Consider the following 14,290-nt stretch of genomic DNA (forward strand, 5'->3'; position numbering starts at 1 on the left):
TGGACGATCGCCTCCACCCTATTGCCTGCGGCGAGCGGCCCGGTCATGCGCCGCCCGGGCGATCCGGGCGCGGCACGAACGTGCCCGCCGGGCGCGCGGGCGCGGCGAGGAGCCGTTCGGCCAGGCGCAGGAACAGCTCCACGTCGCGCAGCAGGTCGTCCGCGTCCCGTTCCGTGGCCGCCCCGGCCAGGCCGGCCTCGGCGCGGGCCCGGCGGGCGGCCCCGGAGGCGAACAGCGCGCTCCACTCGGTCAGCTCGGGCGCGACCTGCGGCAGCAGCTCCCAGGCGCTGCGGATCACCGGTCGGCGGCGCGGGCGGGCCGGCTCGGGGCGGGCGCGGGCCGCGAGCACGGCGGCGGCCACCCGCAGGGCGGCCAGGTGGGCGGTCGCGTAGCGCTCGTTCGGCCGCTCCAGTCGCCCGGCCTCGGCCAGGCCGCGCCGGGCCGCTTCGAGCAGGTCGAGGGCGGCGGGCGGCACGGGGGCACGGCGGGGGGCGGGGACGGGTGACGGGGTGGCCATGACGAACCTCCTGTCGTCGCGCGGCGATGCCGACCGGGCGGCGCGGGACCCGGGTCGGGGCAACTGGCCCCATGGTCCGCCCCACCACTGACAATCGGCCGTCCCGCGGGGGCGGGGTGGGGGCGGGACGCGGGAGGTGTTAGTTTTTGCCTGCCAGTTTTTAGACTGACCGGTCAGTTCAAAAAGCACGCAAAGACTGGCCTTGAAACCGACACTTCGCAGAAGACCAAGAGAGGGGGGCTCGTGGACACCCCGCACGGTGCGGCCGTCAAGGCCGAGAACCTCGGGCTCAAGGGGCCTCGCGGTTGGGCGTTCCGAGGGGTGGACCTCGACGCCCCCGCCGGATCGCTGATCGCCGTCGAAGGACCCTCCGGCTCCGGCCGGACCTGCCTGCTGCTGGCCCTCACCGGCCGCATGAAGACCACCGAGGGCCACGCCGAGATCGGCCGGCACCGGCTGCCGGGCAAGGCCGCCGCCGTCCGCCGGATCGCCGGCCTCGGGCCCGTCCCCGGAGTCACCGACCTGGACCAGGCCCTCACCGTCACCGAACAGCTCCGCGAGGGCGCCCTGCTCCAGCGCCGCTACGACGGCCCGCTGCGCGCCCTGCTCCGCCGCCGCGACCGCCGTGACCCGATCCCGGCGACGCTGGAGCTCGTCGGCCTCGACCTCGACGCCCTGCCCAAGGGCCGGCGCACCTCCGTCCGCGACCTCGAACGCCCCGAGTACCTGAGGCTCTCGCTGGCCGTCGCCCTGCTCGGCACCCCGCGCCTGATCGCCCTGGACGACGCCGACACCAAGCTCTCCGACGCCGAGCGCGCCGACCTGTGGGCCCTGCTGCGGCGCATCGCCGACCGGGGCACCACCGTGCTCGCCGTGTGCAGCGAGGCACCCGCCGGGGCCCTCGTCGTGCGCACCGACACCGGCGCCGACCTCATCGCGCCGGTGGTCAAGCCGAAGAAGACCCCCAAGGCGCCCAAGACCCCCAAGGCGCCCAAGACCCCCAAGGCGCCCAAGGCCGCGAAGACCGCGAAGCCGACCGAGGCGACCGAGGTGCCCAAGGCTCCCGCGCCCGTCGCGAAGGCGCCCCTGCCCGCGCGGCCGGCCGGCGCCGGCGCCGAGATCACCTGGGGCCGGTCGAAGGACGGGGGCGCGCCCGCGCCCGCGCCCGACCGCGCGCACCCCACCGACACCGACACCACCCAGCTCCGGAAGGGGGCCGAGGATGCGATCGCCGAGACTGGCCGCCCTTGAGCTGAAGAGGTTCGGCCGGGGCAAGCTGCCCCGCGCCGCGCTCGTCGCCCTGCTGCTGCTCCCGCTGCTCTACGGAGCCCTCTACCTGTGGTCCTTCTGGGACCCCTACAGCCGCCTCGACAAGGTGCCCGTGGCCCTGGTCAACGAGGACAAGGGCGCCACCGTCGACGGCAAGCGGATCGCCGCCGGCGACGAGATCGCCGACAAGCTCCACGACAGCCGCACCTTCGACTGGCACGAGGTGAGCGCCAAGGAGGCCGCCGAGGGCCTGGAGAAGGGCACCTACTACCTCTCCCTGACCATGCCCGCCGACTTCAGCGGCAAGATCGCCTCCAGCTCCGGGGAGGACCCCACCACCAGCGCCCTCCAGGTGCGCACCAACGACGCCAACAACTACATCGTCGGCTCCATCTCCCGCACCGTGTTCTCCGAGGTCCGCTCCGCCGCCTCCACCAACGCCTCCCGCGGCTTCCTCGACAAGATCTTCGTCAACTTCTCCGACCTGCACGACAAGACCGCGCAGGCCGCCGACGGCGCCGACAAGCTCAAGGACGGCGCCGACAAGGCCAAGAAGGGCGCCAAGGACCTCGCCGACGGCCTCGGCACGGCCAAGGAGAAGACCGGCGAACTCGCCGAGGGCATCGGCAAGCTCGGCACCGCCGCCGGACAACTGCGCACCGGCAGCCGACAGGTCGCCGACGGCACCCAGCAGCTCGCCACGAAGGTGCACGGCGCCGCCGACAAGGCCCGCCCCTTCGTCAAGGACCCCGGACAGCTCGCCAACAGCGCCAAACTCGTCGCGGACACCGCGCAGACGGTCCGGGGCCACCTCGACAAGATCGCCGAGAAGGCCCCGGCCGCCGCCCGGATCACCAAGACCGTCTCCACGGCCGCCGCCGACGAGTACGCGGCCGCCTGCACCGGAGCCAAGCCCCCCGCCCCCGCCGGCGGCACGGGCCCGGCGGCCGGCACGGGCACCGGCGCCGCGCCCGGCGCCGGCCACGACCCCTGCCCCGGCCTGAAGAAGATCCGCGACGGGGCCGCCGAGGCCGCCACCCTCACCGGAGACCTGAACAACGTGATCGCCGGCACCAAGGGCGACCTCACCACCCTGCGCACCGACCTCGGGACCCTGGAGCGCGAGGCCCGCGACCTCGCCGCCAAGGCCCCCGCCCTCGCCGGCGACCTCCAGGCCGCCGTCACCAAGGTCGACACCCTCAACGACGGCGCCCACAAGGTCGCCGACGGCATGAAGCAGCTCGCCAACGGCCTCGGCGTGGCCGGCGACGGCGCCGACGGCCTCGGCGAGGGCCTGGGCAAGCTCGGCGACGGCGCCCGCACCCTCGACAGCGGCATGTACAAGCTCGTCGACGGCAGCGGCGAACTCGCCGGCGGCCTCCACGACGGCGCCGCCAAGATCCCCGACTACGACAACGCCCAGCGCGACGCCCGTACCGAGGTCATGGCCGACCCGATCAAGCTGGCCAACCAGTCCCTGCACAAGGCGCCCAACTACGGCACCGGCTTCGCCCCGTACTTCATCCCGCTGTCCCTCTGGGTCGGCGCGATGGTCGCCTACATGCTGATCGCCCCCCTCAACAAGCGGGCCCTGGCCGCCGGCGCCAACCCGTGGCGGATCGCCGCCGCCGGCTGGCTGCCCGTGGCCGGACTCGGCGTGCTCCAGGTCGCCGCCCTGATGTCCGTGCTCCACTTCGGACTCGGCCTCGACCTCGCCCACCCGGCCCTCGCCCTCGGCTTCCTCGCCCTGGTCACCGGCTGTTTCGCGGCGATCGTCCAATGGCTCAACGCCAAGTTCGGGGCCGCCGGCCGGATCCTCGTGCTGGCCGTCCTGATGCTCCAGCTCACCTCGGCCGGCGGCACCTACCCCGTCCAGACCAGCCCCGGCTTCTTCAACGCCATCCACCCCTACCTGCCCATGTCCTACGTGGTCGAGAGCCTGCGCCGGCTGATCACCGGCGGCGACCTCGCGCCCGTCTGGCAGGGCGGCCTGGTCCTGCTCGCCTTCACCGCCGGGGCCCTGACCCTGACCGCGCTCGCCGCCCGCGGCAAGCAGACCTGGACCATGGACCGGCTCCACCCCGAACTGAGCCTGTGACCCACCGCCGTCCGCCCGTCACCCGACGGGCGGACGGCCCGACCGCCCGGGCCCTCGGACCCGGGGCCCCCGCGGAGGATCAGCGGTGACAATCAGCGCCATGGACAGCAGCAGCACCACCACCCCACCGGAACCGACCGGCCCACGCCGCGTCCCCCGTCGGGAACTCACCCGCCAGAAGCTCTACGAGGCGGCCGTCACCCTCATCGCGGAACAGGGCTTCTCCGCCACCACCGTCGAGGAGATCGCCGACCGCGCCGGCGTGGCCAAGGGCACCGTCTACTACAACTTCGCCAGCAAGACGGAACTCTTCGAGGAACTGTTGCGGCACGGCGTCGGCCTGCTCACCTCCTCCCTCCGCGAAGCCGAACGCGGCACCGAGGAACGCGGCGGCAGCCGCGTCGAGGCCCTCGACGCGATGATCCGCGCCGGCCTCGTCTTCATCGACCGCTACCCCGCCTTCACCCAGCTGTACGTGGCCGAACTCTGGCGCACCAACCGGGCCTGGCAGTCCACCCTCATGGTGGTGCGCGGGGAGGCCGTCGCCGTCGTGGAGACCGTGCTGCGCGAGGGCGTCGAACGCGGCGAACTCAGCGCCGAGATCGACGTGCCCCTCACCGCCGCCGCCCTCGTCGGCATGGTCCTCGTGGCCGCCCTGGACTGGCAGTCCTTCCAGTCCGAACGCTCCCTGGACGACGTCCACTCCGCCCTCTCCCTGCTCCTGCGCGGCCGGGTCAGCGGCAACCGCTGACCCCCCCCCGCACGCCGAAGGCGCCGACCCCCACGACGGGGGGCCGGCGCCTTCGGCGTTCCCGGGGCCTACGCGCCGCCGCCGAGGCGGTTCGGGAGGCGGGAACGGAGGGTCGCCAGGCGGGCCGACCAGGCGGCACGGGCCCGCGCCGCCCGGTCGGCGGCGGCGCGCAGGGGGCGGGCCGCCGAACGGGGCAGCACCGCCGCCCGACGGCGAGACCACCACGAGGCGTCCGCCCGCAGCCCGGCCAGCACCACCCGCACGTCCCGCGCCCCGGCCCCGCTCCCGGCCCCACTACTCCCGGCCGCCCCCGGCGGCGCGTACAGAGTGCGTTCGACCGCGGTCGCCAGGCGGTGCGCGGCCTCCGTCGTCGGGGTGTCCAGGGAGCCGAAGGCCACCACGCGGCGGGCCGCCGCGCGCGGGGACAGCGAGCCGTCCGGCGGCGCCCCCAGGTCCCACACCGTGTCCTCCACCTCGCGCCACAGCGCGAGCGGATCACCCGAGTCCAGCCGACCCCGCCGCACCCGCGCCCGCCACAGGCCCGGCACCGCGAGCAGGCCCGCGACCAGCAGCCCGGCCGCCGTCCACCCGAGCACCGGCCAGGGCACCGCCCCGCCCGCCGCGCCCGAGGCACCGGCCGCCGCCGCCGGCACCCCGCACTCGCCCAGTCGCCGCAGCTCCGGCGGGCAGTCCGTCGACCGCGACGGGGCCGGCGCGGCCGCCGAGGCCGAGGCCGACGGGACGGCCGCCGAAGCCGAGGGACGCGCGTCCGGCGCGTCCGGCACGGTGTACGCGGGCAGGCTGATGCCGGCCCGCGGGGTCGGCTCGAACCGGGTCCAGCCCACCCCCTCGAAGTACAGCTCCGGCCACGCGTGCGCGTCCCGCATCGTCACCGACATCGAACCGTCCGACTGCGGACTGCCCGGGGTGAAACCGACCGCGACCCGCGCCGGGATCCCCAGCGAGCGGGCCATCGTCGCCATCGAGAACGAGAAGTGCACGCAGAATCCGCGCTTCTCCGCCAGGAACCGGGCGACGGCGTCCGCGCCCGTGCCCGAACCCGTGGTCGTGTCGTAGACGAACCCGCCCTCGCGCGCGAACCAGTCCTGGAGCCGCACCGCCTTCGTGTACCCGTCGGAGGCCCCGGCGGTCACCTGCCGGGCCGTGCGGGCCACCACGGCCGGCACGTTGTCCGGCAGCTTCGTGTACTCCCCGAGCAGCGCCGCCGGCGGCTCCGGCGCGTTCGCCAACAGCCGCGCCGTGGGCTTCAGCCGCAGGCTCTCCACCGAGTACCGCACCCCGCGCACGGTCTGCACCGCGTCCCCGTCGAGCCGGTCCCCGACCAGGGTCCGGCCCACCGGCTCGAATCGCCACCGGCCCGGCACGTCCACCCGGGTCGCCGGGTACGGCATCGGCAGGTACCGCTGCCCGTAGTCCAACGAGGCCGAGAACGAGCTGCGCACGGTGTCCGCGCCCCGCAGCAGCTCCCCGGAGGGTCCCGGCGGCGCGGGCAGCTCCGTCGGCACCTCCGTCAGCGACCGCGCCGAGGACTCCCAGGTCACCCCGTCGAACGCGTCCAGGGACACGATCCGCAGGTACTGCTCGGCGACCTGCGGATCGTCCGTCCGGTACCGCAGCACCTCCCGGTTGTCCCGCGCGTTCAGGTTCGACTGGAGCGCCACCAGCGGGTTCACCGCCGAGATCGTTCCCCCGCCGCCCGCCGCGGCCTCCCGGTCCGAGGGCGACAACAGCCCCGGCCCGAGCGCCGGCAACAGCGCGGGCAGCAGCACCGCCGAGGCCAGCGCCACCGCCCCCACCACCCGGCCGGTCCGCACCGGCGCCGGGGTCCGGCCCGGGGCCATGCCGCCCCCGCCGGCCGCGTTCGGCGCCCCGCCGAAGACCCGGCCCCACCCGGCCAGCCGGTCCCGGCCCTCCGCCGACAACAACAGCAGGAAGCCCAGGCCCGAGGTCAGGAACCACAACCAGCCGTGCCCCAGGCTCCCCGCCAGCCCACCGGCCACCGAGTACAGGGCCAGCAGCGGCAGCCCGGCGGCGGCCGCCGCCCGCAGCGTCACCGCCAACAGGTCCACCAACAGGCCGACCAGCAGCACGCCCACCAACAGCAGCAGCCGGATCCCGTCCGTCACCGGAGCCGGTATCGCGAACTCCGCCACGTCCTGCGTGCCCCGCAACACCAACGGCACCGGATCCAGCAGGAACCAGCCCCCGCCGCCCGCGTTCGGCACCGGCCCCAGCCCCGCGAACAGCAGGCCCAGCGCCAGCCACGACACCAACACCTGCGCCCCGACCACCAGCGCCCTGGGCACCGGGGCCCGGCGCACCGCCGCGCCCACCGCGCCCTGCAACGCCAGCAACACCGTCGCCTGCGCCAACCAGCCGCCCGAGGAGTCCACCAGCGAGGTCAGCGACAACGCCGTCAGCAGCGTGGCCAGGGCCGCGCCGACCGTCAACCGCACCTGCCCGCTCACACCGCACCCCCCGTGCCCCGCGCCCCGGCCGTGACCCCCGCGCCCTCGCCGGCGGCGCGCCAGGCGTCGCCGAACACGGTGCCCCGGACCACCGGGACCACCGTCCACCCGGCCTCGCGCAGCCGCCGCGCCCGTTCCTCGGGGGTGAGGAACCCGAGCTCGGTCGGGTCCACCTCCCCGCCCCAGTCGGCGGGGTCCAGCACGAAGGCCAGGGCGGCCCCGCCGCGCCGGCGCATCCGGGCCACCTGTTCGGCCTGGCCCGCGTCGAGGTCGCCGAGGAACGCGATCAGCACCCCCGGGTCCGCGCCGCGCAACGCCTCCAGCGCCGGCGCCAGGTCCTCGCCCTCCGAGTGGTCGACCACGGCGAGGGCCTCCAGCAGCAGCCCGGCCGTCTCCGCGCTCTCGGAACCCCCGCCGAGGGCGCCGCTCGCGCCCTCCTCGGGGATCCGCAGCCCGGTGTCGGTCAGCAGGCGCACGGTGAACCCGCGCTCCAGCAGGTGCAGCAGGGTGGAGGCCGCCGCCGAGACCACCCATTCGAAGGCCGAGTCGGGGCCGGCGCCGTCGTAGCCGCCGCCCCGGGTGTCGAGGAGCACCGTGGCCCGGTTGCGGCGCGGGGCCTCCTCGCGGCGCACCATCAGCTCCCCGTACTTGGCGGTGGACCGCCAGTGCACGCGGCGCAGGTCGTCGCCGCGCCGGTAGCCGCGCGGGATCATGTCGTCCTCGCCCGCCAGGGCCAGGGTCCGCGCGCCGCCCTCGCCCTGCCCGCCGGACTCGCCGGTCAGCCTGGTCGGGGCCAGCGGCTCGGTGCGGGGCACCACGGTCAGCACGTCGTGCGCCCGGAACGAGCGGGTCAGCTCGACCAGCCCGAAGGGATCGGCCAGCCGCAATTGCAGCGGGCCCAGCGGATAGCGGCCCCGCAGGTCCGAGCGGACCCGGTAGGACACCTCGCGGCGCCCCCCGCCCTCCACCCGGTCCAGCACGAACCGCGGCCGGGGACCCAGCACGTAGGGGACCCGGTCCTGGAGCATCAGCATCCCCGTGGGCAGCCGGGTCGGGTTCTGCAACCGCAGCCGGACCCGCGACTCCGTGCCCGCCGGCACCCGGTCGGGCCCCAGCGAACGGGCCGCGTCCACCCGGTGCCGGGTGCGGTACAGGGCCAGGACGCAGATCAGCGGCAGCACCAGCAGCAGGATCCCCACCCGCAGCAGCTCCGCCTGGCCCAGCACGTACGCGCAGCCGACGGCGGCGACCCCGGCGGCCAGGAAGGACCGGCCGCGCGTGGTCAGGCCCGACAGGCCCGCGCGCGCCCCGCCCCGGTCGGCGTCCCCCTCGCGGCGGGCGCCGGCCATCACAGGGCCCGGGAGTCGGGACCGGGCACCCGGGGGGAGCCGGCGGCGGGGGCCGAGCGGGGCTGGGCCACCGGGACGGGGGTGCGCTGGAGGATGTCGGCGACGACCTCGGCGGGGGTGCGGTGCGCGAGCTGGGCCTGCGCGGTGGGCAGCAGCCGGTGCGCGAGCACCGCCGCCGCCAGCTCCTGCACGTCGTCGGGGAGCACGTAGTCGCGGCCCGAGAGGGCCGCGTGGGCCTTCACGGCGCGCAGCAGGTGCAGGGTGGCGCGGGGCGAGGCGCCCAGGCGCAGGTCGGGGTGGACGCGGGTGGCGGCCACCAGGTCCACGACGTAGGCGCGCACCGGCTCGGCCACGTACACCTCCCGGACCGCGTCGATCAGCTTGACCACGTCGGCGGCGGCGGCCACCGGGGCCAGCTCGTCGAGGGGGGAGCGGGAGCCGTGGGTGTCGAGCATCCGCAGCTCGGCGTCGTGCGCGGGGTAGCCGACCGAGACGCGGGCCATGAACCGGTCGCGCTGGGCCTCGGGCAGCGGGTAGGTGCCCTCCATCTCCACCGGGTTCTGGGTGGCCACCACCATGAAGGGCCCGGGCAGCGGATAGGTGTGCCCGTCGATGGTGACCTGCCGTTCCTCCATGGACTCCAGCAGCGCCGACTGGGTCTTGGGGGAGGCGCGGTTGATCTCGTCGCCGATGACGATCTGGGCGAAGATCGCGCCGGGCTTGAACTCGAACTCGCGGCGCTGCTGGTCCCAGATGCTGACGCCCGTGATGTCCGAGGGCAGCAGGTCGGGGGTGAACTGGATGCGCTGCACCGAACAGTCCACCGACTTGGCGAGGGCCTTGGCCAGCATGGTCTTGCCGACCCCGGGCACGTCCTCGATGAGGAGGTGGCCCTCGGCGAGGAGCACGGTCAGGGCCAAGCGGACGACGTGCGGCTTGCCCTCGATCACGCTCTCCACCGAGCGGCGGACCCGGTCCGCCGTCCCGGTGAGTTCGGCCAGGCTCGGTCGGTCGTCGAAGGTCGTCACTGTTCTCCTCGGCCCTGTTCCCGGGCCGTCGCCTTGCGCACGTCCGGCCCAACCCCATCCACGCGGTCACCGGGCCCGACGCCGTGCGCCGGGGGGTGACACCCCCGCATTCTCGGCGTGCGCGGGGCCCGGTGTCACTCAGGAGGTCGCGTCGATCTCCCGCAGCAGGCCGGTGTGCACGTCGAACACGAAGCCTCGCACATCGTCGCGGTGCGGCAGGAAGGGGTTGGTGCGCACGCGCTGCATGGACTGGCGGACGTCCTGGTCCACATCGCGGAACGCCTCCACCGCCCACGCCGGGCGCTGGCCGACCTCGTCCTCCAGTTCGTGCCGGAAGTCCTCGGTCAGACTCTCCAGACCGCAGTTCGTGTGGTGGATGAGTATCACCGTGCGGGTGCCCAGGGCGCGCTGGCTGATGGTGAGGGAGCGGATGGTGTCGTCGGTGACCACGCCGCCCGCGTTGCGGATGGTGTGGCAGTCGCCGAGTTCGAGGCCGAGCGCGGCGTGCAGGTCGAGCCGGGCGTCCATGCAGGCCACGACGGCCACCCCGAGCACCGGGCGGGCGTCCATGCCCGGGTCGGCGAAGGCCGAGGCGTAGGCGCGGTTGGCGGAGACCAGGCGGTCGGTGACGCACGCGTCCCCGACGGTCGCGGTGGTCGCTTCGGACGGCAGGTGTGCGGAAGTCGTCATGACCACGACGGTAGACGCCGGAGCCGGGCCCGGCAGAGCGGGAACAGGGACAAAGAAGGGCGCCAAAGCTTGGCACGGGACTCCCCGCGAAACGGGTGCAACCGTGTGAAAAGGCGTGAACGCCGCATTCGGCCGCGGGTTCGAGGGTCCCCGACGGGCCCCGCCCGCGGCCCCCGGGGACACGGCCCGGTTCGTTGACCGCGCCCGCCGGTCGACTAAAGTGGCGCGAACCGGCCCGCCACGGGCCCCCGGGCCGGCCGCCGCGAGAGCGGGGCCCGAACGAGAGACCCGCGTGCGCGGCCCGGCCGCACGACCCGGCCCCCTCCCGACCACCGGCCGGTCGACGTCCCCGCGGGGACGCCCCCACCACCGGTGTCGCGGGCGCGGACCCGACCGTGCGGCGGGGCACGCGCGCCGCCACCTGAGAGGGCGCCTTGACCAGCGAATCCCGACACGTCCCGGTGATGCTCCAGCGATGCCTGGACATGCTGGCACCCGCCCTGACCGAACCCGGCGCCGTCGTCGTCGACTGCACCCTCGGCCTCGGCGGCCACAGCGAGGCCCTGCTCACCCGCTTCCCCGAGTGCCGCCTGATCGCCCTCGACCGCGACAAGGAGGCCCTGCGCCTCTCCGGCGAACGCCTCGCCCCCTTCGGCGACCGCGCCGACCTCGTGCACGCCGTCTACGACGAACTCCCCGAGGTCCTCGACCGGCTCGGCGTCCCCGCCGTCCAGGGCGTCCTGTTCGACCTCGGCGTCTCCTCCATGCAGCTCGACGAGGCCGACCGCGGCTTCGCCTACGCCCAGGACGCCCCCCTGGACATGCGCATGGACCAGACCGTCGGCACCAGCGCCGCCGAGGTCCTCAACACCTACCCGCCGGGCGAACTCGTGCGCATCCTGCGCGCCTACGGCGAGGAGAAGCAGGCCAAGCGGATCGTCTCCGCGATCGTCCGCGAACGCGACAAGGAACCCTTCGACCGCAGCGCCCGCCTCGTCGAGCTCATCCGCGACGCCCTCCCGCAGGCCGCCAAGCGCACCGGCGGCAACCCCGCCAAACGCACCTTCCAGGCCCTGCGCATCGAGGTCAACGGCGAACTGTCCGTCCTGGAACGCGCGATCCCCGCCGCCGTGGACCGGATCGCCGTCGGCGGCCGGATCGCCGTGCTGTCCTACCACTCGCTGGAGGACCGCCTCGTCAAGCAGGTCTTCGCCGCCGGCGCCACCTCCACCGCCCCGCCCGGGCTGCCCGTGGTCCCCGAGAAGTACCAACCCCGACTCAAGCTCCTGACCCGCGGCGCCGAACTCCCCACCGAGGAGGAGATCGCCGAGAACCGCCGCGCCGCCCCCGCCCGCCTGCGCGGCGTCGAACGGGTCCGCCCGGCCCTCTAGCCGACCCGCCGCACACACCGCACCCGACGCACAGGGAAGTGGGAGACGACGTGAGCAAGGCCAGCACCACCCGGATCGGCCGGCTCCTCGGCGCCGCCGGTCCGGCCCCCGGGCCGCGCGGCGCCAAGGCGACCGGCAACCCCGCCCGGATGCCGTTCGTGCTCCTCGTCGTCGCCCTCCTCGGCGGCGGCCTGATCGGCCTGCTCCTGCTCAACTCCGCCCTCAACCAGGGCTCCTTCGAGGTCAGCCGGCTCAAGAAGGAGGCCGGCGCCCTCCAGGACGAGACCCAGGAACTGCAACGGGACGTCGACGCGCACGCCGCCCCCGACGCCCTCGCCCGACGCGCCCGCGAACTCGGCCTCGTACCCGGCGGCAGCCCCGTCTTCCTCGCCGCCGACGGCAAGGTCCTCGGCACCCCCACCCCGGCCGCCGCCCCACCGCCCCCGCCCACCCCCACCCCCGCGGCCCCCACCGGCGCCGCCCCCGCCCCCACCGGCTCCGAACCCCCCGCGACGGCCGCCCCGAGCCCCCTCGCGAGCCCCGCCGGCGAACCCGAACAGAGCGCCCCGCCCGGCGCCGGCCCCTCGGGCGAGCCGGCCGGCCCGCCCGCCGCCTCCCCGAGCACCGGCAGGTGACCATGCCCACCCCACCGCGCTCCGCCGACGAACCCCCGCGCCGCCGCCCCGCCGGCCCGCCCCGCCCCCGGCCCGCCGAACGCCCCCGCCCCGCGGCCCGCGCCGGCGCCCGCGCCCCCGGCCCCCGCCGGCCCGCCCCGGCCCGCGCCCCGCGCACCCTGCGGCTCGGCGACCCCAAACCCCGGCTGCGGCTCGTCGGCATCGGACTGACCCTGGTCATGGCCGCGTTCACCGTCCGCCTGCTCCAAGTCCAGGCCGTCGACGCCGCCGGCTTCGTCGACGCCGCCTCCAAGAACCGCTACGCCAACTACACCGTGGCCGCCGAACGCGGCGACATCACCGACCGCTCCGGGGTCGCCCTCGCCACCAGCGTCGACGCCTACGACATCACCGCCGACCCCAAGATGTTCACCCCCGGCGAGGCCAAGGTCACCGACGCCCCCGAACAGGCCGCCGCCCTCCTCGCCCCCATCCTCGGCAAGACCCCCGCCGAACTCACCGCCCGGCTGCGCACCGAGAAGACCCGCTACGTGGTCCTCGCCCGCCGCCAGACCCCCCAGGTCTGGAACCAGATCAAGGACCTCAAACGGGTCTTCGCCGACACCGCCGCCGCGGCCGAGAAGAAGCGCAAGGACTCCGGGTCCAACGTCCTCGCCGGGGTCTTCAGCGAGACCAGCAGCAAACGCGTGTACCCCGGCGGGAACCTGGCCGCCGGGATACTGGGATGGGTCAACGCCGAGGGCGCCGGCGCCGGCGGCCTCGAATCCTCCCTCGACAAGAAACTCGCCGGCAAGGACGGGCAGGTCAGCTACGCCCAGTCCGGCGGCCGCCGGGTCCCCACCGCCGGCTCCAGCGAGACCCCCGCCGTCCCCGGCGAGGACATCGAGCTCACCATCGACCGCGACATCCAGTGGGCCGCCCAGAACGCCATCACCGACCAGGTCGAGAAGTCCAAGGCCGACCGCGGCTACGTCGTCGTCCAGGACACCCGCACCGGCGAGATCCTCGCCATGGCCAACGCCCCCGGCTTCGACCCCAACGACCTCACCAAGGCCCGCTCCACCGCCATGGGCAACGCCGCCCTCCAGGACGTGTACGAACCCGGCTCCACCGCCAAGGTCGTCTCCATGGCCGCCGTCCTCGAAGAACGCAAGGCCACCCCCCTCACCCACGTCACCGTCCCCAACCGCCTGCACCGCGGCGACCGCCTCTTCAAGGACGACGTGGACCACCCCACCTGGTACCTCACCCTCAACGGGGTCCTCGCCAAGTCCTCCAACATCGGCACCATCCTCGCCACCGGCCAACTCGGCCCCACCCAGCCCGAGGCCAACGAGGTGCTCCACTCCTACCTCGACAAATTCGGCATCGGCCGCCCCACCGGCCTGAACTACCCCGGCGAGTCCCGCGGCATCCTCGCCCCCGCCAAGAAGTGGTCCACCTCCCAGCAGTACACGATCCCCTTCGGCCAGGGCCTCTCCGTCAACGCCGTCCAGGCCGCCTCCGTGTACTCCACCATCGCCAACGGCGGAGTCCGCGTCGAACCCACCCTCGTGCGCGGCACCAAGGGACCCGACGGCCGCTTCACCCCCGCGCCCGCCCCCGAGAAGTCCCGCGTCGTCAGCGAGGAGACCGCGACCACCCTCTCCCGGATGCTCGAATCCGTCGTCGACGACCAGGACGGCACCGGCACCAAGGCCCGCATCCCCGGCTACCGGGTCGGCGGCAAGACCGGCACCTCCAACCGGGTGGATCCCGCCACCGGCCGCTACAAGGGCTACACCGCCTCCTTCGCCGGCTTCGCCCCCGCCGACGCCCCCCGCGTCACCGTCTACTGCGCCATCCAGAACCCCACCAAGGGCTCCTACTTCGGCGGCCAGATCTGCGGCCCCGTCTTCAAGCAGGTCATGGAGTTCGCGCTGAAGACCCTCAAGGCACCCCCCACCGGAACCGCGCCCGCCGGACTCCCCGTCACCTTCGAGGAGGGGCGATGACCGGGACCACCGTCCCCGGCCCGCAGAACCACAGGACCCGACCGCCCACCACCGAGGACCCGTCACGCGTTCCGCGTCG

11 protein-coding genes are annotated in these 14,290 nt (G+C 75.0%); 6 read left to right on the forward strand and 5 right to left on the reverse strand.

Features of this window, described 5'->3' with window-relative positions; all coding sequences use genetic code 11:
* Positions 1-43 precede the first annotated feature (43 nt).
* Entirely contained in the window at positions 44-517 is a 474-nt protein-coding gene (locus ACN20G_RS20050) for an SAV_6107 family HEPN domain-containing protein (RefSeq protein WP_424214176.1), read from the reverse strand.
* Between the two features lie 243 nt (positions 518-760).
* Between ACN20G_RS20050 and ACN20G_RS20055 the strand changes: the two genes are divergently transcribed.
* From ACN20G_RS20055 to ACN20G_RS20065, 3 genes are all read left to right on the forward strand, one after another.
* Positions 761-1,768, forward strand: a complete 1,008-nt coding sequence (locus tag ACN20G_RS20055; protein ID WP_424214177.1) for an ATP-binding cassette domain-containing protein — start codon at positions 761-763, stop codon at positions 1,766-1,768.
* On the forward strand, positions 1,740-3,884 hold the full coding sequence (locus tag ACN20G_RS20060; RefSeq protein WP_424214178.1) for a YhgE/Pip family protein: 2,145 nt from the start codon (positions 1,740-1,742) through the stop codon (positions 3,882-3,884). The genes ACN20G_RS20055 and ACN20G_RS20060 overlap by 29 nt, the downstream gene beginning before the upstream one ends.
* 100 nt (positions 3,885-3,984) lie before the next feature.
* Positions 3,985-4,635: a TetR/AcrR family transcriptional regulator gene (locus ACN20G_RS20065; protein WP_424214179.1), complete on the forward strand. Its 651-nt coding sequence runs from the start codon at positions 3,985-3,987 to the stop codon at positions 4,633-4,635.
* A gap of 68 nt (positions 4,636-4,703) precedes the next feature.
* Here the strand turns inward: ACN20G_RS20065 and ACN20G_RS20070 are convergent, their stop codons facing one another.
* The 4 genes from ACN20G_RS20070 to ACN20G_RS20085 all read right to left on the reverse strand — a co-directional run bounded on the left by ACN20G_RS20070 (position 4,704) and on the right by ACN20G_RS20085 (position 10,191).
* Positions 4,704-7,124 (reverse strand): transglutaminaseTgpA domain-containing protein, encoded by a 2,421-nt coding sequence (locus tag ACN20G_RS20070; protein ID WP_424214180.1) that lies wholly within the window; start codon positions 7,122-7,124, stop codon positions 4,704-4,706.
* A complete protein-coding gene (locus ACN20G_RS20075; RefSeq protein WP_424214181.1) occupies positions 7,121-8,473 on the reverse strand; it encodes a DUF58 domain-containing protein in 1,353 nt (450 codons plus the stop codon). Before ACN20G_RS20075 ends, ACN20G_RS20070 begins: the two co-directional genes overlap by 4 nt.
* Entirely contained in the window at positions 8,473-9,501 is a 1,029-nt protein-coding gene (locus tag ACN20G_RS20080; RefSeq protein WP_424214182.1) for an AAA family ATPase, read from the reverse strand. Before ACN20G_RS20080 ends, ACN20G_RS20075 begins: the two co-directional genes overlap by 1 nt.
* A 138-nt stretch (positions 9,502-9,639) precedes the next feature.
* Complete coding sequence (locus tag ACN20G_RS20085; RefSeq protein ID WP_424214183.1) at positions 9,640-10,191, reverse strand: beta-class carbonic anhydrase; 552 nt, start codon at positions 10,189-10,191, stop codon at positions 9,640-9,642.
* 464 nt (positions 10,192-10,655) lie between these two features.
* Between ACN20G_RS20085 and rsmH the strand changes: the two genes are divergently transcribed.
* From rsmH to ACN20G_RS20100, 3 genes are read left to right on the forward strand one after another with little or no spacing between them, the layout of a single operon-like run.
* The gene (gene rsmH / locus ACN20G_RS20090) at positions 10,656-11,582 is read left to right on the forward strand and encodes a 16S rRNA (cytosine(1402)-N(4))-methyltransferase RsmH (RefSeq protein ID WP_424215599.1); all 927 of its coding nucleotides are present in this window, start codon (positions 10,656-10,658) and stop codon (positions 11,580-11,582) included.
* A gap of 50 nt (positions 11,583-11,632) precedes the next feature.
* Positions 11,633-12,217 carry a hypothetical protein gene (locus ACN20G_RS20095; protein ID WP_424214184.1) on the forward strand — a complete coding sequence of 195 codons (585 nt, stop codon included), beginning with the start codon at positions 11,633-11,635 and terminating at the stop codon, positions 12,215-12,217.
* Positions 12,218-12,219: 2 nt separating this feature from the next.
* The gene (locus tag ACN20G_RS20100; protein ID WP_424214185.1) at positions 12,220-14,211 is read left to right on the forward strand and encodes a peptidoglycan D,D-transpeptidase FtsI family protein; all 1,992 of its coding nucleotides are present in this window, start codon (positions 12,220-12,222) and stop codon (positions 14,209-14,211) included.
* Positions 14,212-14,290 lie beyond the last annotated feature (79 nt).

It is taken from the genome of Streptomyces dryopteridis, from assembly GCF_049606955.1.
In the GTDB taxonomy this organism is placed as follows: Bacteria; Actinomycetota; Actinomycetes; order Streptomycetales; family Streptomycetaceae; genus Streptomyces.

What these genes read in the sequence shown, in the direction of transcription:
- rsmH (WP_424215599.1), top strand. Translation starts at nt 10,656, where the DNA reads ATGCTCCAGCGATGCCTGGACATGCTGGCACCCGCCCTGACCGAACCC.
- ACN20G_RS20065 (WP_424214179.1), top strand. Translation starts at nt 3,985, where the DNA reads ATGGACAGCAGCAGCACCACCACCCCACCGGAACCGACCGGCCCACGC.
- ACN20G_RS20075 (WP_424214181.1), bottom strand. Translation starts at nt 8,473, where the DNA reads ATGGCCGGCGCCCGCCGCGAGGGGGACGCCGACCGGGGCGGGGCGCGC.
- ACN20G_RS20085 (WP_424214183.1), bottom strand. Translation starts at nt 10,191, where the DNA reads ATGACGACTTCCGCACACCTGCCGTCCGAAGCGACCACCGCGACCGTC.
- ACN20G_RS20060 (WP_424214178.1), top strand. Translation starts at nt 1,740, where the DNA reads ATGCGATCGCCGAGACTGGCCGCCCTTGAGCTGAAGAGGTTCGGCCGG.
- ACN20G_RS20050 (WP_424214176.1), bottom strand. Translation starts at nt 517, where the DNA reads ATGGCCACCCCGTCACCCGTCCCCGCCCCCCGCCGTGCCCCCGTGCCG.
- ACN20G_RS20100 (WP_424214185.1), top strand. Translation starts at nt 12,220, where the DNA reads ATGCCCACCCCACCGCGCTCCGCCGACGAACCCCCGCGCCGCCGCCCC.